The sequence below is a fragment of the Treponema sp. R80B11-R83G3 genome, assembly GCF_054786115.1.
In genome coordinates, this window is record NZ_BDHF01000609.1 from 50,882 (window position 1) to 77,879 (window position 26,998).

The following is a 26,998-nucleotide window of genomic DNA, read 5'->3' on the forward strand; positions in this document are numbered from 1 at the left end:
TAAAACACTAAATTCTTTGGAATTCAGTGCAAATCAAACACCAAATTCTTTGGAATTCCGTGCAAATAAGACACTAAATTCTTTGGAATTCCGGACAAATCAAACACCAAATTCTTGACAATAATCATTATTATACTATAATTTATATAAACATCCTAAGTGTAGAGGAAAAAGTGTATCGTTCTAATATAGAAAAGCTTGAAAAATGGAAAAATTCCCAAAACCGTAAGCCGTTGGTTGTTTATGGGGCGAGGCAGGTTGGCAAGACTTGGCTTATGAAGGAATTTGGAGCTAGGAATTTTGATACCACCGCTTATATCACTTTTGATTTGGAAGCCATTTTTAAAGGCATTTTCGAAAAAGATTTAAGTATTCCGCGCATTATTCATGAGCTTTCTGTCGCGACAGGCATAAAAATTACGCCCGATACCCTTATCATTTTTGACGAAGTTCAGGAATGTCCGCGCGCGCTCACATCGTTAAGATATTTTTGCGATAACGCGCCCGAGTACCATGTTATTGCCGCAGGCAGCCTGCTCGGGGTGATGACGCTTGAAGGAACTGGTTTTCCGGTGGGTAAAGTTGACATGATAACGATTTATCCCATGTCGTTTTACGAATTTTTGGAAGCCGTGGAGCCGCGTTATGTGCAAATTTTAAAAACGCCTGATTTTTCCGCTATTTCAGCGTTCCATGACGCTATTACGGGGCTTTTAAAACAGTATTTTTATACCGGCGGAATGCCCGCTGCCGTGAAAAAATACCTCGAAACACGCGATTTTAACGAAGTGCGTGATGTGCAAAATATGATTCTTAATTCTTATTACGCCGATTTTGCTAAACATATTCCATCGTCCTATATCGCGCGCCTGCGTGATATTTGGAATTCAGTTCCCACCCAACTTGGCAGGGAAAACAAGCGTTTTCTGTATTCAGGCATGAAAGAAGGCTCCCGTGGGCGCGATTATGAGCTGGCGCTTAACTGGCTTACGGATACCAAATTGATTTATAAACTGTACCGCGTAAGTTTGCCGAATATGCCATTGATTGGGTATAAAGAACCTGCGATTTTTAAACTTTTTATGAACGACGTAGGACTTCTTTCATCTCGCGCCGGGCTTGATATTAAACTCTATGTTGACGACGATGACAGGACTTTTTCTCACTATAAGGGAGGAATTTCCGAACAATTTGTTTTGCAGGAACTTATTTCAACTAATGATAAACTGCCGATTTACTACTGGGCGGCTGAAAAAAATACCGCCGAAATTGAATTTGTCATACAGTACGATAATAAAATTATCCCGATTGAAGTAAAGTCAGGCAAAAACGTTAAATCCGAAAGTCTAAATACGTACAGAAAAGAATACGCTCCCGCCCGCGCAGTCCGCGCCTCACTAAAAAAATACGGCATTGCGGACGATTTATATTCCCTGCCCCTCTACCTAATAGGCAGCTTGCCCGCTATCCTTTCATGAAGCACATTTTTAGCTCTTTTTTTCTTTATCTATTCATAATAAAAACATAACAGACTGACCTGTCATGAGTTGCCAGAGCGGAAAAAATAAAAATTAATGCTTTATGGGCGTTTCTGCATAATAACCCTATTTATTGACATACTCCCAAAAAAAGTTATACTAATATCAGCTTGCTTAAATGTAATAAAAGCAGGAAAAATGGGAACCAGCCGGGACGAATTAAAAAAAACGTCATGCGGCTTGCGGCCACGCGAAGATGATCGGGGATGGAATAAAACCACATAATGAGTGAATCGTCTGAAAATTCAAAAAAAAGTGAAGATGCTTTTAAACCTATTGCAGATACTCTACTCTCCTATTTAAATGATCTGATCAACAAGCCATCATCCGCTTCGCTTGATATAGAAAGTCTGCCGGAGGCATTCGGCGATTTTTGCAGGGAATTACAGCATATTGGAACCGCCATTTGTGAAACAAGGACTCTTGCTAAAGAATTGGCATCCGGTAACTTGCATTGCGCTTTGCCTCTGCCAAGCAATGAAATTGCTTCTCCGCTAAAAATGCTGCATTCTTCGCTCAGCCATATTGCATGGCAGACCCAGCAGGTTGCAAAGGGCGATTACAAACAACGAGTTAGTTTTATGGGTGATTTTTCCGCAGCGTTTAACGATATGGTTGAACAGTTGGAACACAGGCGGAAAACGATCATGGACGAAAAAACAAAGTATGAAATGTATATGCACCTGATACTGGTGAACAGTCCGAATCCGATATTGCTGTTTAACAGCGGCGGTGAATTGGCTTATGCAAGCGATTCATACTTCAATCATTTTAATGATTGCGAGAAAGATAAAATTTTAGGAAAAGGGATTCGTGATCTGTTTGCGCCGGTTGTCAGTGAGCAATCCCTAAATGATATCTGCGGCATATACGCAAAAGCTGTTCTTGAAAAACGATTGTTCAGAACTGTGCAAGAAATTGATTTTGACGATACTGATTATTCAAAATATTTTGAAATACAAATAACGCCTATGCTTAATATAGGAACTTTTGAAGGCATAATAGTGTTTCTATTCGATATGACGGAAAACGTTAGGGCGCGTCTAAATGCCGAATATGCCCGTGAACTTGCGGAACAATCTTCGCGTTCCAAATCCAATTTCCTCGCTAAAATGAGTCATGAAATCCGAACGCCAATGAACGCAATCATGGGCATGACGGAGCTTGCCTTGCGTGAGGATTTACCGCACGCCATAGAGAATCATATACTTACCATTAAACATGCCGGAATTACGCTATTATCCATTATAAATGACATTCTTGATTTTTCAAAAATTGAAGCCGGAAAACTGGATATCGTTCCTATTGACTATTCATTTTCTTTTTTGACAAATGACGTTATCAATATAATTAAAACAAGGGTTTTTGAATCGCGTTTGCGGTTTGTGGCATATTTAGACAGTAACATTCCGGATACGTTGTTCGGCGATCCAACCAGAATCAGGCAGATAATGTTAAATCTTTTAAGCAATGCCGTTAAATACACTGAAAATGGATTTATCTCATTATCAATAAAAAACGAAACAATAGAGAACGATTATGTTAACATTATTATAGAAGTTGCTGACAGCGGGAAGGGAATAAAGCAGGAAGAAATAAATAAACTATTTATTGAGTTTACAAGATTTGACACGGAGAGAAATAAAAATATTGAGGGAACGGGGCTTGGGCTTGTTATTTGCCAAAGTCTTGTTACAGCCATGGGCGGACAAATTAAAGTGGCGTCTGACTATGGCGTAGGCAGTATCTTTACAGTATCACTGCCGCAAAAAATCCGCCATAACGAAAAACTGGCAGTTATAAATGAGCCGGAAAATAAGAAGACTCTTGTTTTTGAGCGGCGCGAAATATACGCCGCATCCATTGTAAAAACTATGGATAATCTTGGCGTTAGCTGCAAGATTGTGTCAAATACATCAGATTTTTTTGACTGCCTTTTGAGCAAGGATTATTCATTTGTTCTTTTTGCGTCCGCTTTATATGAAGAAATCAGAGAGAAATATCAAAACTTTAAGCCGAATGTCAAATTTGCGGTGATTTGCGAATTTGGCGAAGTAATAACTGACAAGGATATCAGTTCTATTATTATGCCGATTTATTCCATACCGGTCGCTAATTTTTTAAATGGTACCCCCGATTCTTATGCCGACTATCTTAAAAAAAGAACAACCCTAAATATTATCGCGCCGGAAGCAAAAATTTTAGTTGTGGATGATATTAATACAAATTTGGAAGTGGCAAAGGGGTTATTACAGCCTTATAAAGTACAGATTAAAACATGTAATAGCGGTATGGAAGCAATCGAAGAAATAATATTGACACAATACGATTTAGTATTCATGGATCAAATGATGCCTAAAATGGGCGGCATTGAAGCCGTAGCAAACATCAGAGCGTTGAAAAGTGAAGATGCTTATTATAAAAATGTGCCTATTGTAGCGCTCACTGCCGACGCTGTTTTTGGCACGCGGGAAATGCTTTTAAATAACGGCTTCGATGATTTTTTATCAAAACCTATTGATACGGGCAAACTGGCAGAAATTCTTGAGAAGTGGATTCCTAAAGAAAAACAGAAAAATCCGACAACAGATGACTATGAAGATACTGTTTCCCAAGAAACTGAAAAACATAAAAAAATTGAAATTGAAGGGATAAACACGAATATAGGCATGGCCTCGACCGGCGGAAACATAAAAAGCTACTTGAATCTGCTTTCCACGTTTCACATGGACGGGACTTCAAAACTAAAAGAAATAAAAACATGCATTGAAACTGACAACATACATTTGTATGTCACTTATGTTCATGCGTTAAAGAGCGCCTGTAGGAGCATTGGAGCTATTGAACTGTCAGAAGCCGCAGCCGCACTGGAGATGGCGGGAAAGAAAGAAAACTTATCCTATATTAATGACAACAACGCCGCCTTTGTATCGAATTTAGAAACGATTCTAAATAATATCAATATTGCGCTGATAGAAGAGGCAAAGGAAAGCCAAAAAAACAATATAGACAAAAATTTGCTAAAGGCGGAACTTTCCAATCTAAAAACAGCGGTTGATGATTTTGATTATTTTAAGATAGAAGATGCTGTAACTAAATTACAGGATTATACGCAAGACACGGACATTGGCGGCACGGTTAAGGTTATATTGAAAAACATACTTATCGGAGATTACGATGAAACCGTATCAATGGCAGACGTTCTTTTGCAGGAATTAGGCGGCTGATAAATAAGCCGGCGGTACTCCTAACAATCCGAAAAGCCGCCCTTTCACGCCATGAGTGACAAAGGAAGCTCCTTTTATGCCTCGTATTTCGCATTTATAGCCCTGATGTCGTTTTTTTGTATAATTTTTGGCTAATTTTCAAAGCAAGTTCATTCTTTACATATTATATATAGAAAACGGGTATACCTGCCAAATATCAAATATTATTAATTTTCTATTAAAACATGATTTTTTGTACTATTCCCAAAACTAGAAATATATATTATAATTAAGTATTAGGAGTGATCGATATTATGAAAATGCAAAAAGGCAGGTTATTAATTGCCGCAATCATTTTTACAGTAATTGCGGTTATGGGTTACGCCCAGGTTAACAGGGATGAATTACAGGATCTTCCACCTGTAGTTTTTATCAATTATGAGGGGCCTCATGCCCGTGTGGATACGCGGGAAGAGATACGGCAGATTGGCGTGGGTTTGGGACGGCAAATTTCCGGTAAGACTGATGCCGGAACGGCAAATAGATACTTTGTAATTCACTGCGTATCAGGCGCGGAAGGAAATAAGATTGATGCTGACGTATTCGGCCTTGGCGTTGATACGGGCGTAGATCATGTCAGAAACCTGCGCGTTATTATTCAGGGCTATCTGCAAACGGCATATGAATATTCAGAAAAAGACGCCGCGTTATTAGCCGAGTATATAACCATTTACAACGCCGTATACCGGGGAAACTGGGATTATTTTACAAACCGCTATAAAGCTGTGGTAATGAGTAATCTTACAAAAGAGAAGGTTGGTCTTTCTATCCGTTACGACGAGTGGCCGGGCAGAACCTTAATGGTTATCCCGTTGGGAATCGGCGGTTTAAGCTCTGTTGATACAAGCACCCTTACAGAGCAAAAAGTCGTTGAAGAGATGAGAAAGGAAGATGATCAGAGCATTCCGCAGCGCCGTGACATGGTCAACCTGATGGAACGTGAAGCCGCAAAGGCCGAGCAGCAAGCGCAGACACAGCGTGAATCAATTAAAGAAGAAGAAAAACAACTGTTGCAGGAAAGACAGAAAGTACAGGAAGAGCAAAAGCAGGGGTTAATTACCAAGGAAGAAGCAAAACAAGCCGAAGAAAAGATAGAAAAGAAAACAGAAGATCTTGAACAGCGCAAAGAAGAAGTTGCAAAACTTGAACAAGTCGCCGAGAAGAAAACTGAAGAAGCGCAAGTACAGCGTCAGGAAATTGCAAAAGATCAACAGGCTGCCATAGCCCAGGATACAAGCGGCGTTTACGGCATAACAATAGAAAGAACAACTCCGGTTGCGATGGGGCGTATTGTCCGCATTAATCCAACTGACGGAAAAGAAATAAAAAGATCGCCTCTTAATTTAGTTCATGCAAGATCGGTCGTGTTTGTAGGCGGAAGAGTCCTCGCCATAGCAGGTGAGAATAAAGGCCAGGGCGCGGTACGCCTTGTCGAAATAAATCCATCAAGCCTTGAAATGGCAAGACAGGGCAATGACGACATTAAAGCGGGAAGCCTGTTATGGGTAAACGGAAACGATCTTTACGCGATAGTAATTGATCTTGAAAAAAATAAATGCTACATCGGGCGCTTTAACTCAAATCTTGAAGTACAGGCAGTATCAAGCGTAGCAGTGCATCCTGAAAGTACCGTAACAATCCAGCAGGGACAGCTTTTAACTGAGCGTGAAGACGGCTCTGCTTTATTACTGAACCCGGCGGATTTAACGGAATTTAAACCTAAAGATGCGGCGGCGCCGGCGGCAACGGCGGCTAAATAACAAGGAAACCTTTAAAAACTTCAGTTTTTAGAGGTTTCCTCAATTGCCATAAATGTGTTCAAAGCCGTGGAGAAGATCCACGGCTTTTTCTTTACAGCTTCCGCAAACAGTGCCGATTTTTGTCGCCTGTTGAAGCTGTTCCCAGTTTCTCGCCCCGTTATGAAAAGCGTCTTCTATATCCTTATCCGTAATGCCCAAACAATGACAGATAACAACAGTTTCTTCCACATAAAGCCCCGGCCTTCCCGTCTTTGAAAGATAATCGTCTATCGCGGCGCGAAGGGCTTTATCGCCCAATACCGAACAGTGTATTTTAAAACTCGGAAGCCCTCCAAGTTTGGCTACAAGGTCTTCGGGGCGAATTTTATAAGCCTCTTCCAGTTTCATTCCCTTTATAGTTTCCGAGAGCATACTGGTAGAGGCGATGGCGCTCGCGCAGCCGTAAGTTTTCCAGCGCACGTCGGTAATAACGTCGTCTTTAATTTTTAAGAGCATTAACATTTGATCGCCGCATTTTATATTTCCGGTCTGCCCTTTAGCGTCCGGCGCGAAAACTGCCTCGTCTTCCAAAAGCACGTTGCGCGGATTAGTAAAATGATCTTTAACCGTATCTGAGTATAACCAGTCTGACATATCTCCCTTCCTTTTAAGTTTCCGCCAAGGTTGACATTGCCCGTAGACGTGCGATAATCGGCGGAAGTACTTCTATTATATAATCAATATCCTCTTCTGTAATACCCCACCCCAGGCTGAAACGAATTGAACCATGCGCAAGTTCCGCTCCGACTCCCGTGGCGAGAAGCACGTGCGAAGGCTCAAGGCTTCCCGAAGCGCAGGCTGAGCCGGTGGACGCTTCAATTCCCTGCATGTCCATGGAAAGCAGTATCGACTCCCCCTCCGCGCCGGGGAATGAAATGTTCAGCGTGTTTGGCAGTATATCTTTTGGGTGGCCGTTTATTTTTATATGCGGGATTTTTTCCGTAAGCCCCCTGCGCAGTTTATCGCGCAGTACTGAGATTTTTTTGCCGTACTCGTCAACTTCACCCGCGGCAAGTTCTGCCGCTTTTCCAAAACCGAGGATTCCAATATTGTTGTAAGTCCCCGCCCTTAGACCGTCTTCCTGATGTCCGCCGTGTATCAGCGGGAAAAGCGGAGCGCCTTTTTTTACATATAGCGCGCCCACTCCCTTTGGACCGTAAATTTTATGCGCCGACATGGTAAGATAATCCACTCCCAACTCTTCCGCGTTTACGGGGATTTTCCCTACAGCCTGCACCGCGTCTATGTGCATAAAAGCGCCCATCCTTTGAACAAGAGCGGTAATTTCCTTAATATCCTGCACGGTGCCGATTTCATTATTTGCAGTCATTACGGATACAAACAATGTTTTATTGTTAAGCGCTTTTTCAAGTTCGCTAATTTTAACTTTTCCGTATTCGTCAACGGGCAGGATTGTAACCTTAAACCCTGAATTCTTTAAGTCCAGCGCCGAATTCATCACGCACGGATGCTCAATTGCCGTAGTAATAAATTCATCGCGGCCTTTTGAAGCGGACGTGTCAATTAACCGGCGCATTGTTTGAAAAACCGTATTGTTTGACTCCGAACCGCCGGACGTGAAAATGACTGTCCCGTCCTTAGCGCCAATAAGAGCTTTCACCGCGCTTCTAGCCTGCTCCACTCTCGCGTGGGCCAGTCTTCCCGACGCGTGCATACTGGAAGCGTTTCCGAATATTTCCAAATCTTCCGTAATCGCGGCCTTTACCTCCGGCCTTAGTGGAGTTGTCGCGTTGTAATCAATGTATACCTTTCTCATTTTTTTTCTTTTAATTCCTTTTTAACCTCATCAAGACGTTTGTTAAGAGTGGCGATTGTCCGCTCTAACCTCGTTTTTTCTTTTTCCAGCATTACAATTGGATCTTCTTCTTTGTTTTTATTACGCACCTGAACTTTAACGCTATCGGGGCTTTTGCCTTTAATAAGGGCGCTCTCCGCAGCTTGTCGCTTGTCGTCGTCTCGGATACCGGCAAGGAAGCGCATGTTATCCGCGCCGACTTCGGGGGCAATATCGTACTCGAACATTTTAATCGCCATGTTGGCTGCTGTTCTTGGAATGCGCAACATTCTGTCAACATAGTCCTCAAAACGCACGCCGATACTTGTGCAAAGATTATGCGCTTTTAGCAGATGTTTTCCCATTTCTTTTACAAGCTCGCCGTTATTTTTTAAATACTTGTCGCGAATCATATCCGTCAATTTTAAAAGTTCGGGTGAGACTGAAAATACGTCGCTGTAGATTTTTTTCTTTTCCGCCTTTTCAAGCAGACCGTGAAATATCGCCCAAAACTCGCTGTTATGCGCTCTAGGCGAAAGTTTCCCTCCGTGTGAACAGGCGTGCAGATGATGGGCGTATTCATGAATTGCCGTATAGAGCATTAAATTCTGCCCCGTGTCGTCAGGCTGGAAATTGCGATTATGAATTATTATTTCTCTTGACGCGGGTTTGTAAAGCCCATTTACCTTTTTGCTTTTCTTTCCCGAAAAAATCAAAGAGAACTCTAGCGGCGCGTCTTCGATTGCCAGTAATTTTTGTTTTACTTTGTCCTGATTCATAAACCGCCCTCCTCTATTTTTTCCATTGCAAGCGCCGCAGCCGCCGTGCAAGCTGTCTCCGTGCGCAGTGCCCTCTCCCCAATGGACAGCCGCAAAAACCCCGCTTCCTCAAACAAATCCCGCTCCTTGTCCGACCAGCCCCTTTCCGGGCCAACGGCAACCACTATTGGTCTGCTTGTTACGGAAAGGTTAAAAAAAGAACCTTCCGCTCTCACATTATCAGCCGCTATCAACTGGGGGATACGGTTGTCCGTCTTCTCCCACGGATACTCTTTCAGCCATGCTTCAATATTATCTTATATTTTAAAATCGGGAATCCTTGTATCGCGGGCCTGTACCGCCCCTTCCACAAGCGCGGCCTGCGCCCCGCCATTTAACAATAATTTAGTGTCGCGGTAACTTTTTTCCCCCATATCAGTCGCCACAAGATCAATCGCTGACACCCCAATATTTGAAAGATCCCTAAAAATGCGTCGAAGCTGTATCGGTCGCGCGAAAGAGACCGCCATCCTTAACTTCAGCCGAGGCGGAGGCGGATCAGTAACATACAAGGTGACAAAAATCGAGCCGTCAAGATTGATTTTCTCGATTCTGCCCGTCCCCTTCTTTCCGCCGAGGATACCGGCTTCAAATTCATCACCGGCCTTTTTATGCAGTACTTTTAGAAGATGAATCGCACGCGCATCCCGCCGAGGAAGATTGCGTCCCAATTCATGCTCTTCAAACAGTATGATGTTCACGGTATTAGTATATCAAATATTTATGCTCTAAATAAGATGGAAACTAAATATTTCTCACAAAGAGGAATATAAGGTTTTTGTCCGTTATCTTATCGTGAAGCTCACGCCTACCCCTCGGACAAAAACCCCTGATCTTCCTTTGTGAACCTCAACCGAGACCGAAGGTCGAAGGTTCCCCTCTTGATCTTTGTACCTTTGTGTTCTTAGTGTGAACTCTTCGATATTAAACCCTACTAGAAAAAAATTAAAAAAGAGGTTATCCTACTTACACTATGAAATTAAATAACGAATCGTTAAGTAACAATGGTTTTTGGGAAAAAGCCGGCATCGCCCTGCCGAGTTTTGACAGGGAAAAAATGATTGCCGCTACAAAAACGGCGCCAAAGTGGGTGCACTTTGGGGCGGGAAATATTTTTCGCGCTTTTCCGGCTGCTATGATGCAACAACTGCTTGATAAGGGAATCGAGTCTACGGGCATTGTAGTCGCCGAGGGCTACGATGGGGAAATAATCGATAAAAGCTTTACCGCGTTCGATAACCTGACAATAGTTGTAACGCTTAAATCAGACGGAAGTACCGATAAACAGGTAATCGCGTCCGTAGCGTCTTCTATGAGAATGGACAATGAACTTGAAACGCTTAAAGCGATTTTTAAATCTCCATCGCTGCAAATGGCGAGTTTTACAATCACGGAAAAGGGCTACAGTTTAAAAGGCCGTGATGGAACGCTTTTTCCCGACGCGGCGGATGATTTTAAAAAAGGGCCTTCATCCCCAAAGAGCTACTTAGGGCGCATCGCCTGCCTATTACATGAGCGTTTTAAAAACGGCGCGCTTCCGCTGGCGATGGTCAGCATGGATAATTGTTCGCATAACGGAGACATTCTCTTTTCTGCAATGGAAACAATAGCAAAAGGCTGGGTGGAAAACGGCGTCTGCGGCGCGGATTTTTTAGGCTATATCCGCGATAAAAGCAAAGTCTCCTTCCCATGGTCGATGATCGATAAAATTACCCCGCGCCCCGATGACAGCGTGCGCGATATGCTGGTCTCCTGCGGGCTTGAAGAAATGCAGGGGGTCGTAACGTCAAAAAACACCTATGTCGCTCCTTTTGTGAACGCCGAAGAAACCCAATACCTCGTCATAGAAAACGTCTTCCCCAACGGCAGGCCGGCTCTTGAAAAAGCGGGCGTGCTGTTTACGGACAAGGAAACGGTTGACAGGGTTGAAAAAATGAAAGTCTGCACCTGCCTTAACCCGCTGCATACTGGCCTTGCTGTTTTTGGCTGCCTCTTGGGATACACGCGAATCAGCGAAGAAATGAAGGACTCCAGTTTAGTCAAGTTAATCGAAGGCATCGGCTACCGTGAAGGACTGCCCGTCGTAACAGATCCGGGAATCATCAAACCCAGGGATTTTATCGATCAGGTAATAAAAGTACGCCTTCCCAATCCCTTTATGCCGGACGCGCCCCAGCGTATCGCAATGGACACGTCCTTAAAAATGCCAATCCGCTTCGGCGAAACGCTAAAGGAATACATTAAGAGCGGTAAAAACCTTGACAGCCTCAAACTCATCCCACTTGTATTTGCGGGGTGGTTGCGTTATCTTCTCGGCATTGACGATCATGGCAAACCGTTTGAGGTAAGCCCCGATCCCAATTATAAAACTCTTTCTGCAAACCTTTCCGGCATAAGCCTTGGGCAGACAGGGCCGTTTCACGGTAAATTGGAGCCAATTTTATCAAATTCCGCATATTTTGGAGTAAATCTTTACGAAGCGGGGTTGGGTACGAAAGTAGAGGAGCTTTTTACCCAAATGCTTACAGGTTCCGGCGCGGTGCGAAAAACACTTGATTCTAGCGTGAATTTATGTTAGAATTTTAATTCTGGAGGTCAAAAATGAAAAAAATCATTATTGTATTAATTTTTATGGCATTAATTTCACCGGTTTTTGCCCAACAAGAGGAAGAAAGACCTGATAGGCGTGCGGCAGATCCTTTTTATTCCATCAATAACACAAGAAACAGAGAGGAAAATTTTTATTACTTCAACGTATCAGTTGAAAAAGTATATCCGACAAAAGACGGCTATGTAGTCCAATACCTCTGCCCTTCTTCCACAGTCGCAACAATTGGTATCCCAAACGATTGGCTTGCAAATGCGGCGGGCAGAGCTGAAATAATACGTTTATCAGTAGCGTCAGATTGGCCGACAATGACCGTATTCTACGTAGATGGAAAATTCAGCCATGTAAGACTATATGTACATCCCGCTAAAAGCCATCTAACATGGGGAAATGTACCGCAAGGCGCTGATGTAAGCAAATTCTTTTCAGACGCAGATTCATTTAATCTTCAATTTTGATGGATTCCACTTTAGAGATTCTTGCGGTACCGGAAGAGCTTGTTAATTTCATAAAAACCTGCTCTAAATTCATTATTGTCGGTCATAAAGAGCCGGACGGAGACTGCGTAGGGAGCCAGCTTGCCCTGCGCAGCGCTCTGTTGCGCATGGGAAAAGAAGCGATAGTTTGTTCGGCAGGCCCTTTTAAACGCACGGAAATAAAAGAATATATTGATCAATTTGCCGCTATTCCGCCCGAAGCGAATAAAACAAATACAAAAGTAATAATCATTGACTGTACAGGAAGAGAAAGAACAGGAGACTATAACGAAATTTTAAACAAATTTTACTGCGCGGTAATAGATCATCATGCCGCCGTAACCCATCCGCCGACAACAATAGAGGAGCCGGTTTATGTTGATCCAAACGCGCCTTCATGTACATTATTGATATATAAATTGATAAACGCCCTTGGTCTCGAGTTAACGGAAGAAGAAGCCTCTTTGCTTCTTTTCGGGATGTGTACAGATACGGGTTTTTTCAGGCATTTGACGGAAAAAAACGCGCAGGTTTTTGAATGTGTGGCAAAATTGGTCTCACACGGCGCAAACCCTAAAAAAATATTTTATAAATTAAACGGCGGAAAAACTCTTCCTTCCAGAATATTATTAGGCAATATTTTATCAAGGACAGAAACCCATTTTAACGGAAAACTCTTGCTTAGTTATGAAACATTAAACGAGTTTGAAACTTTTGGTTTTGAGGCAAGGGATTCTGACAATTTAAATCAACTGCTTTTAGCGGTCGAAGGAACGGAAGCGCTTGTAATTATCCGCCAGGAGTGTGCCGATAAGTGTACTGTGAGTTTAAGATCATTAGATAAAATTGACGTGTCACAGATTGCCGCATCTCTTGGCGGAGGCGGACACAGGAACGCTTCAGGCCTCACAATGAAAGGAGACTTTCCGTTTGTAAAACAAATATTGTTAGATTCATTTAAAAAAGTTTTCGCTGAATAAATCAAAATATTTCAATATGACAAACATCAAAAAAAATTAACTCATTTCGCAGAATAATACATCCGCCTTTATGCCGCGCCGATATCAGGAATGAGGTTAATAATGCAGATAGATTCATTAAATAAAATTTATTCCGATTATCTTTTAGGTAAGATTAATATTGGGGAATTTGAAGGTATTATCTATTCATATCTTATGAACAATCAGGAAAAAACCTGTATCAAGCACTGGAAACAGGATGAATATGAAGATTTTATTTCATGGTTTTATCCCAGATATAAAAATATAATAGGTTCTTATCAGGAAATAGGATCGTCGTTTGAAGCGTTTTTTTACAGGTATATGCTTATTTCCGCAAAAGAATATCATGTGCGCACGACAACCAACGCGGTTGTTGAATATTCAGCGTGGAGCGCGCGCGTTCCGGATATGTACGCGCATGAGGAACCTCCCATTTATACCATTAACCATGCTGAGGAGGTAATTACAAAAATGATTATAGGAATAAAAGGAAGAAAAAACACAAGGCGTCTTTTAGCGCTTATTTTAAAATGTTATTATTATATCTCAGATGATTTTGCGGAAAAAATCGCCATATTGATTGACATTGACTCTAAAGAATTAATAGAGATGTTAAACAAAATACGAAAAATGAGACAGGATAAAGACGATAATATTTATTTTTTAAAAGAAAGAATTTTTTGTCAATTCTACAGGTGCATAATTTACGAAAAGAAACTTTCCCTGATAAGGGAAAATACATTGGCGTATGAAAAGCTGCGCCGCCAGCTTGATTCAGCCAAGGAAAGACTGGAAAGAATGCGCAGGCGCATAACCAGAATCCGCAAAGAAGCCTCCCACAAACAAATTGCGGAAGTAATCGGCATAACAAAGGGCACCGTAGACGCAAGCCTTCACAGGCTTAAAGCAAAATGGGAAAAAATGTCAAAGCAAGCCCATTTGAATTAAGTATGCGAAAAAGCAAACACCGCTTTTTCATGATAATCTTTTCCGGGTCCAGCAATGCAGGATGGAAAACTGTTTTGATTTGGAGAATCGGGGTAATGCTGCGTTTCCAGACAGAATCCCGAATGTTTCACATAAACGGAGCCTTGCTTGCCTTCGACCCTTTTAAGGTGGTTTCCCGTATAAAATTGAACTCCCGGCTGAGTCGTAAAAACGTTCATTGTGCGGCCTGAAACAGGTTCATAAACTTCGGCGCATGGACGCAGTTTGCCATGTTCCCCATCTACGGTAAAACAATGATCATATCCTTTAAATGGTTTAAAAAAAGAAACATCAGAGCAAATTTTTCGCCGTGTTTTAAAATCAAAATAAGTTTCATCAACAGGAAGAAGCTTGCCTGTAGGGATGCAGTTTTTGTCAACCTGAACATAAGAAGATGAATACAGAAGCACATTATGGGAAAGTATACTGCCCTTCCCTTCTCCCGCTAAATTAAAATACGCGTGATTAGTAAGATTGACAGGGGACGGTTTATCCATCTTTGCGTAATAATCGCAAATTATTTCATTGGATTCCGTAAGCCCATAAGTGACTACGGCTTTTAAGTTTCCGGGAAAACCGCAATCGCCGTCGGGACTCTCAATCTCAAAACGGACATATACTCCATTGTTTTCTTCATAGGCTTCTGAGTCCCAAAGAAGCCTGTCAAAACCACGCGGCCCCGAATGGAGGGAATTTTTGCCGTCATTTGCCTGAAGAGCGTAAGTTTTTCCGTTTAAAGAAAAAGCCGCGTCTTTAATACGGTTGGCAAAACGCCCGACAGTAACTCCGATATATGGTTCATTATGCAAATAACCGTCAAGGTTTGAATATCCCAGCAAAACATCGTCTTTAGCGCCCTCATGCGAAGGTACAAGCAAACTTGTCCATGCCGCGCCGAAATTGGTCAATGATAATTTTAAATCGCCCGCGCTAAGAGTCCATAATTTAACCTTTTTACCATTGGAAAGGATGCCAAAAGTCTTTTTATCAATTTTCATATATTAATTATACACTTGCAAGCGTATTACGTACAGGGTATAATATGGCTATTAAGGAGAATGATTTATGAAAAAAATTATCGCCCTTGTGATAGGTTTATCAATTGCCTCGGTATGCTTTGCCCAAAGTGATCCTGTTGAAGGATACTGGCTTAGCATTGATGAAAAGACCAATAAAGTCACAGCCGGCTGGCAAATTTATCAACAAAATGGCGTTCTTTACGGAAAAATTTTATCGTTATCAGAAGACCCAAAAGGCACAATAGCGGACAAAGTTAAAGAAAGCTATAAAGACTTCCCCCTTCCCGGAAAAGTAAATAAAATGGAAGTTGCCGGCCCTCCGTGGATTTTCGGGCTTACCAAAAAAGATACAGGCGAATGGAGCGGCGGCAAAATAATTGATCCTGAAAGCGGAAATATATACAACTGTAAGATCACGTTCCATAAAGCCGACGGCAAGAAGTATCAAAACGACACCCTTGAAATGCGCGGCGAAATAGGACTTGGCATAGGACGCAGCCAATTCTGGCGCAAATCCGACGCTGCAACTGCGGGAAATTTGTGGCCTAAGTGATACAGTGCGAAGGAGGAAAACGCTATGGTAAGCAAGAAATTTCGGTTGGGAATGCTGGTACTGGTATTCGGAATGACAGTTGTTGGGTCTCTTTTTGCCCAGACAGATAATCGTTTAAATGGAAGATGGGTTGCAGATATACAAAAAACTTCATCTTCAATAGAATATATATTCAATGATGCAAATTATGAAACATCAATAAATGGATTACTGGCAAATAAAGGTACTTACACCATAAATAATGGTAATATTATATTTACTATTACTCATTTGCATGGTGATTATATGAATACAGTATTTAATGCTTTTGGCATTGGCATAAAACTTGATTCTAAATTATATACAATTAATGAATTTAGAAGTGCAGTCAGATTAAGCTTAAGAAAAGCAGGCGTTTCGAATAGTAATATTAATGATATTATTAAACCTATTATTTCATTAAATGACACAGTTCCATATTCTATAGATGCTAAAACTCTAATGTTAAATATTAATGGTGAGGCAATAACATTTAATAAACATGAATAATTATTGGAAGCTCATAGTAACAGTTCAATTGCCCCTAATTGTAAAACTTAAAATAATATGATATAAAATAATGTTAGAATAAATGAAAGATTTAAAATTTAAACATGGGGCAAAATACCTATTCGGTTTAATAGCGATAATGTACCCCGTTTTAGTTTTTTGCGCTCTGGTCGTTTTTAAAATGCCGATACGGTATCTTTCAATCGGTATAATAATATTCGCTATCGCCTATACCATCGTCAACAGCAGGCATTATAAGGGCAAACACACTGTGGCTCTTTTTGTCAGTCCGTTGATTCTTTGCACTATCGGAATTGTCAGTCTGTGCATGGACGATTCACCGATTTTTATAAAGCTGTATCCCGCTCTGGCTTCTATCGCGTACTTAACCATAATGATTACTTCATTTATCTTCCCCCCGCCGCTTGCGTACTATTTTGTCGATATTTTCGACAAGTCAATAAAAACTAAAATCCCAAAAGAAATATTTGACGGTTTCTGTTTCAAGGCAAGCGTTGTATGGTGCGTGTTTTTCTTTGTTGACGCCATTATTGCGGTAATAACGGTATATTTAAGTTCGGAACTTGTTTGGGGTATTTACAACGGCGGCGTAACATATTTTATTATGGGGTTGATATTTGTCGGCGAATTCATCGTTTTAAAAACCATCGAAAAAAAGTATCTCCGGGAACACCCCACAGCGTATACGGAGGAAGGTAAAGATGTCAATTCTTAAAGAAGGTTACCCTTTTATTTTCCCTCCTTTTGCGGCAGGCGCGGCTCTTTTGATTGTTTCCATCGTAGTGGGATTAATGCCCGTAACTTTTGTTTGTTTCGCGCTGGGGGGCGTTCTTATCGTCTTTGCGTTATTTTGCATTTATTTTTTCAGAGACCCCAAAATTGAGATCACGCGGGGAGAGGGGTTAATTCTCTCCCCTTGTAACGGAACGGTTATGGAAGTGACTGAAGAGGGAGAGCAAAAAATTATACGGGTGTTTCTTTCTATTTTTAGCGTCCACTTGCAGCGCTCGCCTGTAAGCGGGACTGTCGTTGACGTGACGCACAAGGACGGAAAATTTTACGCGGCGTGGAACCCGCTGGCGCAGTCCCAAAATGAGCAGAATATTATCACTATCAAGAGCGAAGACGGCGCGTATGTGGTGCGCCAAATCGCGGGACTTGTGGCGAGGCGATGCGTTTCGTGGGTGAAGAACGGCGACACTCTGAGAATTGGGGATAAAATAGGAATGATTAAATTCAGTTCCCAGGTTGATCTGCATCTGCCAAAAACGGCGGTGATAGACGTTAAAATAGGAGACAAGACAAAAGCGGGCATTACGGTAATGGGGAAAAAATAAAATGAAAAAAGTGACATTAAAAAACGGAATATTTATTATCCCTTCTCTTTTTACGTGCGGAAATATGGCTTTCGGCATCCTGTCAATTTTTTCTTCTATCGACGGGCATTTTATTAGAGCCGCATGGCTTTTAGTAGGAGCGTTGGCTTGCGATATCCTCGACGGAAGAATCGCGCGAATGACAAATACAACAAGTGATTTTGGCATGGAATTGGATTCGCTTAGCGATCTTGTTTCGTTTGGAATTGCCCCCGGCATATTGATGTATATGCTGGTGTTAAAAACAATGGGAAAGATAGGAATTGCCATTGCCATTCTTTATGTTCTGTGTTGCGCCCTGCGCCTTGCGCGATTCAATGTGCTTGCGCAGAGCGGGGAAATACAGAAACATTTTGTGGGGCTCCCCACTCCCGCGTCTGCGGGCGTTATAATTTCATTTGTGTTGAGCTATGAACTTTTAGGTCCCGGAGATTTTCCGCTTAACTTCAAGACAATTCCGGTTTTGATGACGCTCATGCCGACATTTTTTAAGGCTATGCCGATTGTAATTACTGTTCTTTCATTCCTCATGGTATCCAATATCCCCTATATGTCATTTAAAAGATTAAAGTTATCCAAAGTCAGAACCATAGAACTACTAGCTTTGATGATTGTATTGATCATCGTTATCGTCGTATATCCTCAAAATACATTTTTTATAATATTTTCTGTTTATGCCGTATCCGGCCTTGTGTTTTATGTGCCGGGGATCATCATAAAAAAAAGAAACAAAGAAAAAATTAACGAAGAGGAAAATAACGAAGAAGAAAAAAATGAAATGTGATTCCGGCAATCTAAAACGGCTTGACAGAATTTTCTTTCTATAGTAATGTGTTGTTATGGATTATAAATGGGATAAAAGCCTTGAAACAGGGCATGAAAAAATAGACGAACAGCACAAGCAGTTGTTTGCAACTCTTAATAAAATTATTGAAGAATCACAGCAGGGACGCGGCAAGGATGAAATTTATAAAACACTCGACTTCCTCAGCCAATATACCATTATGCATTTTTTGATGGAAGAAAAATTACAAAAAGAATACGGGTATCCCGATTATGCAACCCATAAAAAAAGCCATGATGATTTCAAGGCGACAGTCAAAGAACTGACCAATACCCTTATTGAAAAAGGCCCCCAAAAAGAATTAATAGACACCGCCGTCAAAACCGTAGGCGACTGGCTGATTCTCCATATAAAAGGCAGTGATATTAAAATGGCCGCCTACCTAAAATCCAAGGGCGCCACAGGGGCTTAACCGTAAAATTCCCTATTGACATTTTTTTACGATTTCTATAATATAAATAAAAATAATTAAGGGGAGTTTTTTATGAAAAAAACATTTTTAGTTTTATTTGCTATTTTAGTATTACTTTCGGGCTGCTCGAAAAAGCAGGAACAAAAAAAGAGCGCGGAGACGTTTGATCTCGCTCTTGTTACCGACCTTGGCACTATCGATGATAAATCATTCAATCAGGGTTCATGGGAAGGATTGGTTCAATATGCCAAAGAAAAGAACATTTCCCACAAATACTACCAGCCTGCCGAACAGAGCAACGACGCTTACCTTACGGCGATTGATCTGGCGGTCCGCGGCGGAGCGAAAATAGTAGTAACTCCGGGCTTCCTTTTTGAAACCCCGGTCTTCCATGCGCAGGATCGCTATCCAAATGTGAATTTCATTTTGGTAGACGGCGTGCCGCACAACGAAGATTATTCTCAATTTAAAACAGGCAAAAATACCGTAGGCGTTAATTACGCCGAAGATCAGGCTGGCTTTCTCGCGGGATACGCGGTTGTCAAAGACGGCAACAGAAAACTCGGTTTTGTAGGCGGAATGGCGGTTCCCGCCGTTGTCCGTTACGGTTACGGTTTTGTTCAGGGCGCGGAATATGCGGCTCAAGAATTAAAACTCGCTTCCGGCGCAATTACAATTAACTACCATTATACGGGCGGTTTTGCCGCCACACCCGAAGCCCAAACGCTTGCCGCGTCGTGGTACAACAGCGGATTGGACATAATCTTCGCATGTGGAGGGGCGGTTGGCAACTCTGTAATGGCGGCGGCTGAACAGGCCGGCAAGAAAGTAATCGGCGTTGACGTGGATCAGTCGGGCGAATCTTCCACAGTTATTACTTCGGCGATGAAGGGACTTCAGGTTTCGGTTTACGATTGTATTGCCGATTATTACAACGGAAAATTCCCAGGCGGCCAGACTTTAGTTTTCGCCGCTGATAACCAGGGCGTCGGACTTCCTATGAAGTCTTCCAAATTCCAGACATTCAAACAAGCTGATTACGACAGCATTTTCGCAAAGCTGGCATCCGGCGAAATTCCCAGAGTGGATAATCTTGACAGCAACGGAAGCCCCAAAGTAGTTCCAGTTACCATATCCAGGATTACGGAAGTAAAGTAAAAAACGTGGCGGACTACATTGTTGAGATGGCCGGGATTACCAAGGTATTTCCCGGCATCGTAGCCAATGACAATATTACTCTGCGACTAAAAAAAGGCGAGATTCACGCCTTGTTAGGTGAAAATGGGGCTGGCAAGTCAACCCTTATGAGCGTCCTTTTCGGCCTGTATCAGGCTGAAAAGGGCGAAATTAAAAAAAACGGCGAAGTTGTCCATATTAACGGGCCGAATGACGCGAGAAAACTGGGAATCGGAATGGTTCACCAGCATTTTAAACTCGTTCATAATTTTACGGTTCTGGAAAATATTATTCTAGGCGCGGAGACGGTCAAATACGGAATGTTAAAATTGGACGACGCCCGCGCCCAGATAGTTGAATTGTCCAAACGTTACAAACTTGAAATCAATCCCGACGCCCTTATTTCCGACATTACCGTGGGAATGCAGCAGAGGGTAGAAATACTAAAAATGCTCTACCGCGAAAATGAAATCCTGATCTTTGACGAGCCGACTGCGGTGCTCACTCCGCAGGAAATTGAAGAATTAATGCACATAATGAAAAACCTTATCGCGGAAAACAAATCAATTTTATTTATTACCCATAAACTTGAAGAAATAAAAGCCGTTGCCGACCGATGTACCGTTCTTCGCAAAGGGACATATATAGGGACGGTTGACGTAGCCTCAGTCTCAAAAGAAGAGTTATCTGAAATGATGGTCGGCAGAAAGGTAAACCTGTCCGTGGAAAAGACGGAGCGGCAGGCCGGAGACGTGATTCTTAAAGTGGAAAATCTTACGGTTAAGAGCAAGGTTCACGAAAAAGCGCTTGTAAATAACGCGAGTTTTGAAGTCCGTTCCGGGGAAATTTTATGCATCGCGGGAATTGACGGGAACGGACAGCAAGAGCTGATCCATGCCCTTGCCGGAATGACTGAAGCGACCGGGCGCGTATTTCTTGAGGGAAGGGAAATTACACATAACGATATTCGCTCAAGGGGCATGGCGCATATTCCCGAAGACAGGCATAAGCACGGCCTTGTGCTGGATTACAACCTCGCTTTTAATCTGGTTTTACAGAGTTATTTTACAAGCCGTTTTCAGAAAAACGGTTTTCTTAAATTTAATGAAATTTATAAATACGCCGACGAATTAATTGAAAAATTTGACATTCGTTCCGGTCAGGGGGCGCACTCTATAACGCGAAGCATGTCGGGCGGCAACCAGCAGAAGGCGATTGTCGCAAGGGAAATATCGCGCGATTCGCGCCTGCTTATCGCCGTTCAGCCGACAAGAGGGCTTGATGTCGGCGCTATCGAGTATATCCACAAACAGCTTGTAGCGGAACGCGACAAGGGAAAGGGAGTGCTTTTAGTGTCGCTTGAACTTGATGAAGTGATGGATGTCAGCGACAGAATCCTAGTTATATTTGAGGGAAAAATCGTTGCAGATGTTAAACCAAAAGAAGTAAGTTACAAAGAACTGGGGCTTTATATGGCGGGAGCCGCAAAGCAGGGGGCGGCATGAAGATAAATCTTCAAAAAATAAATCTTCAAAAAGGAATAAATCTTTTAAACAGCGGACTTACTCCTCCCGTAATAAATACGCTTTCTTCCGTCGCCGCGATTTTAGTCGGCCTGCTTGCCGGATTTATAATTCTTTTAATTAGCAACGCTTCTCAAGCGGCTCAAGGGTTTGGCGCGATCCTTTCAAGCGGATTTTCAAATATGCGCGAATTCGGGCAAGTCTTATACTTCGCAACCCCAATAATTATGACGGGTCTTTCAGTCGGCTTTTCAAGCAAGACGGGGCTTTTTAACATTGGAGCCTCGGGGCAGTTTATCACAGGCGCTTATGCGGCTGTTCTTGTCGGCGTTAAGTGCGATTTCCTTCCCGGCCATCTGCATTGGATTGCCGCTTTAATCGCAGCAGTTCTTGCCGGCGCCCTTTGGGGCGCCATCCCCGGTTTTTTTAAAGCCGTTTTCAATGTGAACGAAGTAATTGCCTGCATAATGATGAATTACACCGGCACTTATTTGGTAAATTTTCTCGTAACAAAAACAATGTTTGATTCTCTTAGAAATCAGAGTATGCGCGTTCTGGAGACTGCCAATATTCCAAAAATCGGAATGAATCATATATTCAAAGACGGTTATAACGTTTCAAGCGCGAACTCGGGATTTTTTATCGCTATTTTATTCGCTGTATTGATCTATATTATTCTTGAAAAAACTGCCTTCGGCTACGAGCTTAAAGCTTGCGGTTTTAACCGCGAAGCAGCCCGTTACGCGGGAATCAACGAAAAGAGAAGCATAATGCTCAGCATGACGATTGCGGGCGCTCTTGCGGGGCTTGGCGGCGCATTGTTGTATCTTGCGGGTTCTGGCAAGGGCATCACCGTTGTTGACGTTCTCGCGCCGGAAGGCTTCAACGGCATTCCCGTCGCGCTTTTAGGATTGAACAATCCGCTGGGAATAATTTTTTCCGGTATGTTAATAGCGTACCTTAACGAAGGCGGCTTTAATATGCAGTTGTACAATTTTGCGCCGCAGGTAATCGAAATAATTATCAGCGTAATAATTTATTTCAGCGCCTTCGCGCTCCTTGTTAAAAACTTTTTTAACTCCCTAAAAAAACGATTGGGGGGCGAAACATGAGCATATTGTATTTTCTTGTCCAGCAAACCATGTTTTTTTCCATTCCGCTTTTGATAGTCGCCCTTGGAGGAATGTTCAGCGAGCGCTCCGGCGTAATCAACATCGCTCTTGAAGGCATCATGATCTTTGGCGCGTTTGCCGGAGTTTTGTTCATCAGCACATTGCAGCATTTCATTCCCGGACAGCCCATTTTGCTGTTGGCGGTGCTGGTCTCCATGGTAACCGGCGTTGTGGTTTCGCTCCTTCACGCTTACGCCAGTATTAACATGAAAGCCGATCAAATAATAAGCGGCACGGCGATTAACATGCTGGCTCCCGCTGTGGCAATTTACATAGCGCGCATGATTCGCACCGTTCAGCAAATTCCATTTGTAAACCAGTTCCGTATCGAAAAAGTCCCGCTGCTAGGTGACATTCCGTTTATCGGAGATTTATTTTTTAAAAACGCGTATATCACCACGTTTATCGGTTTCCTTATCCTCGCTATTTCAGCCGCAATTCTTTACAAAACGCGCTTCGGGCTTCGCCTGCGCTCCTGCGGCGAACATCCGCAAGCCTCCGATTCCGCCGGAATAAACGTGTACAATATGCGTTACGCTGGCGTTATGATCTCAGGGGCGCTTGCCGGCCTTGGGGGGCTTGTCTTTATTATCCCGACATCCACGCAGTTTAACGCTGAAGTTTCAGGTTACGGATTTTTAGCGCTGGCGGTTTTAATTTTTGGCCAGTGGAAACCCGGGCACATTTTATCCGCCGCCTTTTTCTTCGGACTGATGAAAGCGATATCTTCCGCGTCTTCGGGCATACCTTTCCTGAGCGCGATTTCCATTCCAAGCGTCGTCTACAAAATAATCCCCTACGTAACCACGCTGGTCGTTCTCGCGTTCAGTTCAAAATCTTCGCAGGCTCCGAAGGCGGAAGGCATACCTTATGACAAAGGGCGCCGATAATGGAAAAACAATATCATGTTGATTTTGACGACAGCCACGGCGCATTATACGCAATTCTTCCCGGCGACCCGGGGCGAGTTGAAAAAATAGCTTCGCATTTTGATAACCCGCGCTTTTTTCATCAAAACCGCGAATACACTACATGGTTAGGTGAAGTATCGGGAAAAACGGTAATGGCGATTTCAACCGGAATGGGCGGCCCTTCCACCGCCATTGCCGTAGAAGAGCTTTTTAAAACAGGAGTGCGTAACTTTATCCGCATCGGAACCTGCGGCGGCATGGCTCTTCCCGTTCTTGGCGGCGACATTGTTATCGCGACCGGAGCCATACGCATGGAGGGAACTACAAAGGAGTATGTCCCGATTGAATTTCCCGCCGTCGCTAACCTTGACGTTACAAACGCGCTTGTTCAGGCGGCAAAAAATTTAAATCAAAAATGGCATACGGGAATCGTGCAGTGCAAAGATTCTTTTTACGGACAGCACAGCCCCGACCGTATGCCTTCTGGCTATGAGCTAAAAGACAAATGGGAAGCGTGGATAAAAGCAGGATGCCTTGCCTCCGAAATGGAAAGCTCAACCCTTTATATAGTAAGCCAAATACTCGGCGCTCGCGCGGGATGCGTTCTTAATGTGGTGTGGAATCAGGAGCGGGAGAAAGCGGGAATGAGCAATCCTCATTGCCATGATACTGAAGCGGCAATTAAAACAGCGGTGGAAGCGGTGCGGCTTTTGATTGGAATGGAAGGAAAATAATTTATTCTGGCGCATATTATTTTTCTTTTTTGATATTATTTAAAAAAAAGCATTAATTGTTTTTATTGTTGTAATAATATCTAAAAAAAGTAATTATCTTTGACATTTTAAATTTCAAGAAAAAACTAATTGACTTTTTAAAAATATTTAAAAATGATAAGTTTTATCACATAACTTGCGATATATATAATAGCAATAGGAATGACAAATGAAAAACCAAAAATATAATTTTCTGACCCTTGTTTTAGGGACGGGCATCGCCATGATGACTGCTGATTTTTTGATACTGCTGTTCTTTGGCAGTTCTTTTTCCCAGCTTCGCTTCCGGCTTGGTATTCCCGCATTCATTTTTCTGGTTCTTTATTGCGCTATTTTAGGGCAGGGAGCTAAATATTTTGATTATACTTATTTTACAAAGCTGGACGGAGAACAGTATCTGCTTTGGCTTAAAAAAATAGGAGCAGTGCCAATTAAAAGAATCGCCCTTAACGTGGTTACCCATGCCGTTTTTCTTGGGATTGTTTTCTTGGGCAATTATCTGCGCCTTGATCCTTCCATAAAAGGGCAACTGTTTATGACAGCCCTTTCCTTTGGAATGTTGGTAGGAACATTTATTTACGTGACGGGTGACGGTCTTGTTTCCCGTACATTGCTTGCGCATAATTTTACCAAATACCCCCTCGATTGCCGGGAAAAGCGTCAGGAAGCCAAGTCATGGATTATCCCCATGGCGGCAGTTCTTGTAACGCTCCTTTTCACCTGTTCCGTTACCATGCTCGGTATTCATCACTTTGGCGGGAACTTGAATGTGCTTAAAGGAACTGCCGTGTCATTTTTATTGCTGCCGCTGATTATCTTTTTTATCTGTATTTTTTGTCTGGCGTTTAACCTTAAGAAAAACACGGGAGCGACCTACAATTCAGTAATCGCGCAGCTTGAAAATCTTTCATCAGAGCAGAAAGACCTTACAAAGAGAATTTCTATTTGTTCCGTAGACGAACTTGGCACTATCGCCGGTATGGTGAACTCTTTTTGCGAACATCTGGGCGGCGGAATCGGGACGATAAAATACAAAATCAACGGGCTTAACCATACCAGTTTTGAACTTTCCATCAGTATGGGTAAAACGTCTGCCGCAGTGGAGCAGATTTCATTGAACCTTGACAATATGAAGAATCTCATGGTCAAACAGGAAAACGGCGCGGAAGAAGCGGGCAAGGCGGTTGGGAATATTAAAGAAAATATTGACAGTCTTAACAAGATGATAGAACAACAGAGGGACAGCGTAAACATATCGTCTTCCGCCATTGAGGAAATGACAGCTAACATTCATTCAGTAACTCAGACGCTGGTAGAAAACAGTAAAAACGTCGGCGTTTTAACCGAAGCGTCAGAAAACGGCAAGACCGGACTCCAATTAGTCGCGCAGGAGATACTGGAAATAGCCCATGATTCCGAGGGACTGCTGGAAATAAACTCGGTAATGAACAATATCGCAGCCCAGACAAACCTGCTTTCGATGAACGCCGCGATTGAAGCCGCACATGCCGGAGAAGCGGGGAGGGGCTTTGCCGTAGTCGCCGATGAAATCCGCAAGCTCGCGGAGTCGTCCAGCAAACAATCAAAAACCACAGCATCAATGTTGAAAAAAATAAAAGCGTCCATAGACAACATTAGCAAATCCTCCAATGACGTGTTGTCGCGTTTCGGGGCTATAGACTCAAGCGTAAAAACAGTTTCCGAGCATGAACAAAATATCCTAAACGCGATGGAAGAACAGGAAACGGGCGGAAAACAAATATTGGAATCCATAAGCCGGCTGCGAGATTTAACGTCCTCGGTCAAAAATGGGTCTGATAACATGGCGGAATCGGGGGAGATGCTTGTTCAGGAAACCGATCAATTTATAAAAATAAGCAAAGAAACGGTAATAGGCATGAACGAGATACTGAAGGGTATTAATCAGATAAATGTTTCGGTGAACCATGTAAATGACATGAGCTTGGAAAACAACCGTAACTTTGAATCACTAAAACTGGAAACGCAAAAATTTAATAATACCGTAGCTAACGAGAAACAAAAAATCCTTGTTGTTGATGACGACGTTATTCATCTTGAAATGGTGGAATCCGTACTGCGGGATGATTATGAAATATCAACCGCTAAATCGGGCAAAGAAGCGCTTGGCCTATTTTATCAGGGTCTGGTTCCCAAATTAATATTACTGGATTTAATAATGCCTGATATGGACGGATGGGATACTTATGGCAGGATAAAAGCGATAAGCGGCTTGCACGATACCTCTATAGCCTTTTTCACGTCATCAAACGATCCTAAAGACATAAAACACGCGCATGAAATGGGAGCGGTTGATTATATCAAAAAGCCATACAATAACGATGATCTGAAAAAAAGGATAGGGAAAATACTTAATAATTAGA

Annotated in this window: 23 protein-coding genes and 1 pseudogene; 19 read left to right on the forward strand and 5 right to left on the reverse strand. The window is 42.5% G+C overall.

What is annotated here, in order from left to right:
- Nucleotides 1-173 precede the first annotated feature (173 nt).
- The 3 genes from ACYVRH_RS16315 to ACYVRH_RS16325 all read left to right on the forward strand — a co-directional run bounded on the left by ACYVRH_RS16315 (nucleotide 174) and on the right by ACYVRH_RS16325 (nucleotide 6,564).
- Nucleotides 174-1,478 (forward strand): ATP-binding protein, encoded by a 1,305-nt coding sequence (locus ACYVRH_RS16315; RefSeq protein ID WP_461257901.1) that lies wholly within the window; start codon nucleotides 174-176, stop codon nucleotides 1,476-1,478.
- 284 nt (nucleotides 1,479-1,762) lie between these two features.
- The gene (locus ACYVRH_RS16320) at nucleotides 1,763-4,765 is read left to right on the forward strand and encodes an ATP-binding protein (RefSeq protein ID WP_461257902.1); all 3,003 of its coding nucleotides are present in this window, start codon (nucleotides 1,763-1,765) and stop codon (nucleotides 4,763-4,765) included.
- 293 nt (nucleotides 4,766-5,058) lie between these two features.
- Entirely contained in the window at nucleotides 5,059-6,564 is a 1,506-nt protein-coding gene (locus tag ACYVRH_RS16325) for a P83/100 family protein (protein ID WP_461257903.1), read from the forward strand.
- Between the two features lie 39 nt (nucleotides 6,565-6,603).
- Here the strand turns inward: ACYVRH_RS16325 and ACYVRH_RS16330 are convergent, their stop codons facing one another.
- The 4 genes and pseudogenes from ACYVRH_RS16330 to ACYVRH_RS16345 all read right to left on the reverse strand — a co-directional run bounded on the left by ACYVRH_RS16330 (nucleotide 6,604) and on the right by ACYVRH_RS16345 (nucleotide 9,917).
- Complete coding sequence (locus ACYVRH_RS16330; protein WP_461257904.1) at nucleotides 6,604-7,197, reverse strand: iron-sulfur cluster assembly scaffold protein; 594 nt, start codon at nucleotides 7,195-7,197, stop codon at nucleotides 6,604-6,606.
- A gap of 13 nt (nucleotides 7,198-7,210) precedes the next feature.
- Nucleotides 7,211-8,380 (reverse strand): cysteine desulfurase family protein, encoded by a 1,170-nt coding sequence (locus tag ACYVRH_RS16335; RefSeq protein ID WP_461257905.1) that lies wholly within the window; start codon nucleotides 8,378-8,380, stop codon nucleotides 7,211-7,213.
- Complete coding sequence (locus tag ACYVRH_RS16340; protein ID WP_461257906.1) at nucleotides 8,377-9,177, reverse strand: hypothetical protein; 801 nt, start codon at nucleotides 9,175-9,177, stop codon at nucleotides 8,377-8,379. Before ACYVRH_RS16340 ends, ACYVRH_RS16335 begins: the two co-directional genes overlap by 4 nt.
- A pseudogene (locus ACYVRH_RS16345) lies at nucleotides 9,174-9,917 on the reverse strand (RsmE family RNA methyltransferase). Before ACYVRH_RS16345 ends, ACYVRH_RS16340 begins: the two are co-directional and overlap by 4 nt.
- 272 nt (nucleotides 9,918-10,189) lie before the next feature.
- Here ACYVRH_RS16345 and ACYVRH_RS16350 point away from each other — a divergent pair.
- From ACYVRH_RS16350 to ACYVRH_RS16365, 4 genes are all read left to right on the forward strand, one after another.
- Nucleotides 10,190-11,794: a mannitol dehydrogenase family protein gene (locus ACYVRH_RS16350; protein WP_461257907.1), complete on the forward strand. Its 1,605-nt coding sequence runs from the start codon at nucleotides 10,190-10,192 to the stop codon at nucleotides 11,792-11,794.
- A gap of 23 nt (nucleotides 11,795-11,817) precedes the next feature.
- Nucleotides 11,818-12,282, forward strand: coding sequence for a hypothetical protein (locus ACYVRH_RS16355; RefSeq protein ID WP_461257908.1), 465 nt, complete (start codon nucleotides 11,818-11,820; stop codon nucleotides 12,280-12,282).
- Nucleotides 12,282-13,280 (forward strand): DHH family phosphoesterase, encoded by a 999-nt coding sequence (locus tag ACYVRH_RS16360; RefSeq protein WP_461257993.1) that lies wholly within the window; start codon nucleotides 12,282-12,284, stop codon nucleotides 13,278-13,280. Before ACYVRH_RS16355 ends, ACYVRH_RS16360 begins: the two co-directional genes overlap by 1 nt.
- A 102-nt stretch (nucleotides 13,281-13,382) precedes the next feature.
- A complete protein-coding gene (locus tag ACYVRH_RS16365; RefSeq protein ID WP_461257909.1) occupies nucleotides 13,383-14,249 on the forward strand; it encodes a hypothetical protein in 867 nt (288 codons plus the stop codon).
- On the opposite strand, the gene ACYVRH_RS16370 is transcribed toward ACYVRH_RS16365, so the two are convergent.
- Nucleotides 14,246-15,286, reverse strand: a complete 1,041-nt coding sequence (locus ACYVRH_RS16370) for an aldose epimerase family protein (RefSeq protein WP_461257910.1) — start codon at nucleotides 15,284-15,286, stop codon at nucleotides 14,246-14,248. The two genes, ACYVRH_RS16365 and ACYVRH_RS16370, sit on opposite strands and share 4 nt — an antisense overlap.
- Before the next feature lie 67 nt (nucleotides 15,287-15,353).
- Between ACYVRH_RS16370 and ACYVRH_RS16375 the strand changes: the two genes are divergently transcribed.
- The 12 genes from ACYVRH_RS16375 to ACYVRH_RS16430 all read left to right on the forward strand — a co-directional run bounded on the left by ACYVRH_RS16375 (nucleotide 15,354) and on the right by ACYVRH_RS16430 (nucleotide 26,997).
- Nucleotides 15,354-15,860, forward strand: a complete 507-nt coding sequence (locus tag ACYVRH_RS16375; protein ID WP_461257911.1) for a DUF2147 domain-containing protein — start codon at nucleotides 15,354-15,356, stop codon at nucleotides 15,858-15,860.
- A 24-nt stretch (nucleotides 15,861-15,884) separates the two neighbouring features.
- Entirely contained in the window at nucleotides 15,885-16,388 is a 504-nt protein-coding gene (locus tag ACYVRH_RS16380; protein ID WP_461257912.1) for a hypothetical protein, read from the forward strand.
- Between the two features lie 82 nt (nucleotides 16,389-16,470).
- Nucleotides 16,471-17,124, forward strand: a complete 654-nt coding sequence (locus tag ACYVRH_RS16385; protein ID WP_461257913.1) for a COG4648 family protein — start codon at nucleotides 16,471-16,473, stop codon at nucleotides 17,122-17,124.
- Nucleotides 17,111-17,746 carry a phosphatidylserine decarboxylase gene (locus tag ACYVRH_RS16390; RefSeq protein WP_461257914.1) on the forward strand — a complete coding sequence of 212 codons (636 nt, stop codon included), beginning with the start codon at nucleotides 17,111-17,113 and terminating at the stop codon, nucleotides 17,744-17,746. The genes ACYVRH_RS16385 and ACYVRH_RS16390 overlap by 14 nt, the downstream gene beginning before the upstream one ends.
- Before the next feature lies 1 nt (nucleotide 17,747).
- Nucleotides 17,748-18,569 (forward strand): CDP-diacylglycerol--serine O-phosphatidyltransferase, encoded by an 822-nt coding sequence (gene pssA, locus ACYVRH_RS16395; RefSeq protein WP_461257915.1) that lies wholly within the window; start codon nucleotides 17,748-17,750, stop codon nucleotides 18,567-18,569.
- A gap of 55 nt (nucleotides 18,570-18,624) precedes the next feature.
- The gene (locus ACYVRH_RS16400; RefSeq protein WP_461257916.1) at nucleotides 18,625-19,041 is read left to right on the forward strand and encodes a bacteriohemerythrin; all 417 of its coding nucleotides are present in this window, start codon (nucleotides 18,625-18,627) and stop codon (nucleotides 19,039-19,041) included.
- Nucleotides 19,042-19,113: 72 nt separating this feature from the next.
- Complete coding sequence (locus ACYVRH_RS16405; RefSeq protein WP_461257917.1) at nucleotides 19,114-20,199, forward strand: BMP family lipoprotein; 1,086 nt, start codon at nucleotides 19,114-19,116, stop codon at nucleotides 20,197-20,199.
- A 26-nt stretch (nucleotides 20,200-20,225) separates the two neighbouring features.
- Complete coding sequence (locus ACYVRH_RS16410) at nucleotides 20,226-21,722, forward strand: ABC transporter ATP-binding protein (RefSeq protein WP_461257918.1); 1,497 nt, start codon at nucleotides 20,226-20,228, stop codon at nucleotides 21,720-21,722.
- Nucleotides 21,719-22,852 (forward strand): ABC transporter permease, encoded by a 1,134-nt coding sequence (locus ACYVRH_RS16415; RefSeq protein WP_461257919.1) that lies wholly within the window; start codon nucleotides 21,719-21,721, stop codon nucleotides 22,850-22,852. Before ACYVRH_RS16410 ends, ACYVRH_RS16415 begins: the two co-directional genes overlap by 4 nt.
- On the forward strand, nucleotides 22,849-23,802 hold the full coding sequence (locus ACYVRH_RS16420) for an ABC transporter permease (protein WP_461257920.1): 954 nt from the start codon (nucleotides 22,849-22,851) through the stop codon (nucleotides 23,800-23,802). The genes ACYVRH_RS16415 and ACYVRH_RS16420 overlap by 4 nt, the downstream gene beginning before the upstream one ends.
- Nucleotides 23,802-24,557, forward strand: coding sequence for a uridine phosphorylase (gene udp / locus ACYVRH_RS16425; RefSeq protein WP_461257921.1), 756 nt, complete (start codon nucleotides 23,802-23,804; stop codon nucleotides 24,555-24,557). The genes ACYVRH_RS16420 and udp overlap by 1 nt, the downstream gene beginning before the upstream one ends.
- Nucleotides 24,558-24,765: 208 nt before the next feature.
- Nucleotides 24,766-26,997: a methyl-accepting chemotaxis protein gene (locus ACYVRH_RS16430; protein WP_461257922.1), complete on the forward strand. Its 2,232-nt coding sequence runs from the start codon at nucleotides 24,766-24,768 to the stop codon at nucleotides 26,995-26,997.
- Nucleotide 26,998 lies beyond the last annotated feature (1 nt).

Bases quoted from the DNA above. Each gene is read 5' to 3' on its own strand.
- ACYVRH_RS16330 (WP_461257904.1), bottom strand. From the start codon at position 7,197: ATGTCAGACTGGTTATACTCAGATACGGTTAAAGATCATTTTACTAAT.
- ACYVRH_RS16380 (WP_461257912.1), top strand. From the start codon at position 15,885: ATGGTAAGCAAGAAATTTCGGTTGGGAATGCTGGTACTGGTATTCGGA.
- ACYVRH_RS16365 (WP_461257909.1), top strand. From the start codon at position 13,383: ATGCAGATAGATTCATTAAATAAAATTTATTCCGATTATCTTTTAGGT.
- ACYVRH_RS16385 (WP_461257913.1), top strand. From the start codon at position 16,471: ATGAAAGATTTAAAATTTAAACATGGGGCAAAATACCTATTCGGTTTA.
- ACYVRH_RS16355 (WP_461257908.1), top strand. From the start codon at position 11,818: ATGAAAAAAATCATTATTGTATTAATTTTTATGGCATTAATTTCACCG.
- ACYVRH_RS16410 (WP_461257918.1), top strand. From the start codon at position 20,226: ATGGCCGGGATTACCAAGGTATTTCCCGGCATCGTAGCCAATGACAAT.
- ACYVRH_RS16350 (WP_461257907.1), top strand. From the start codon at position 10,190: ATGAAATTAAATAACGAATCGTTAAGTAACAATGGTTTTTGGGAAAAA.
- ACYVRH_RS16320 (WP_461257902.1), top strand. From the start codon at position 1,763: ATGAGTGAATCGTCTGAAAATTCAAAAAAAAGTGAAGATGCTTTTAAA.
- ACYVRH_RS16400 (WP_461257916.1), top strand. From the start codon at position 18,625: ATGGATTATAAATGGGATAAAAGCCTTGAAACAGGGCATGAAAAAATA.
- udp (WP_461257921.1), top strand. From the start codon at position 23,802: ATGGAAAAACAATATCATGTTGATTTTGACGACAGCCACGGCGCATTA.
- ACYVRH_RS16420 (WP_461257920.1), top strand. From the start codon at position 22,849: ATGAGCATATTGTATTTTCTTGTCCAGCAAACCATGTTTTTTTCCATT.
- ACYVRH_RS16360 (WP_461257993.1), top strand. From the start codon at position 12,282: ATGGATTCCACTTTAGAGATTCTTGCGGTACCGGAAGAGCTTGTTAAT.
- pssA (WP_461257915.1), top strand. From the start codon at position 17,748: ATGAAAAAAGTGACATTAAAAAACGGAATATTTATTATCCCTTCTCTT.
- ACYVRH_RS16415 (WP_461257919.1), top strand. From the start codon at position 21,719: ATGAAGATAAATCTTCAAAAAATAAATCTTCAAAAAGGAATAAATCTT.
- ACYVRH_RS16430 (WP_461257922.1), top strand. From the start codon at position 24,766: ATGAAAAACCAAAAATATAATTTTCTGACCCTTGTTTTAGGGACGGGC.
- ACYVRH_RS16370 (WP_461257910.1), bottom strand. From the start codon at position 15,286: ATGAAAATTGATAAAAAGACTTTTGGCATCCTTTCCAATGGTAAAAAG.
- ACYVRH_RS16340 (WP_461257906.1), bottom strand. From the start codon at position 9,177: ATGAATCAGGACAAAGTAAAACAAAAATTACTGGCAATCGAAGACGCG.
- ACYVRH_RS16335 (WP_461257905.1), bottom strand. From the start codon at position 8,380: ATGAGAAAGGTATACATTGATTACAACGCGACAACTCCACTAAGGCCG.
- ACYVRH_RS16390 (WP_461257914.1), top strand. From the start codon at position 17,111: ATGTCAATTCTTAAAGAAGGTTACCCTTTTATTTTCCCTCCTTTTGCG.
- ACYVRH_RS16325 (WP_461257903.1), top strand. From the start codon at position 5,059: ATGAAAATGCAAAAAGGCAGGTTATTAATTGCCGCAATCATTTTTACA.
- ACYVRH_RS16375 (WP_461257911.1), top strand. From the start codon at position 15,354: ATGAAAAAAATTATCGCCCTTGTGATAGGTTTATCAATTGCCTCGGTA.
- ACYVRH_RS16405 (WP_461257917.1), top strand. From the start codon at position 19,114: ATGAAAAAAACATTTTTAGTTTTATTTGCTATTTTAGTATTACTTTCG.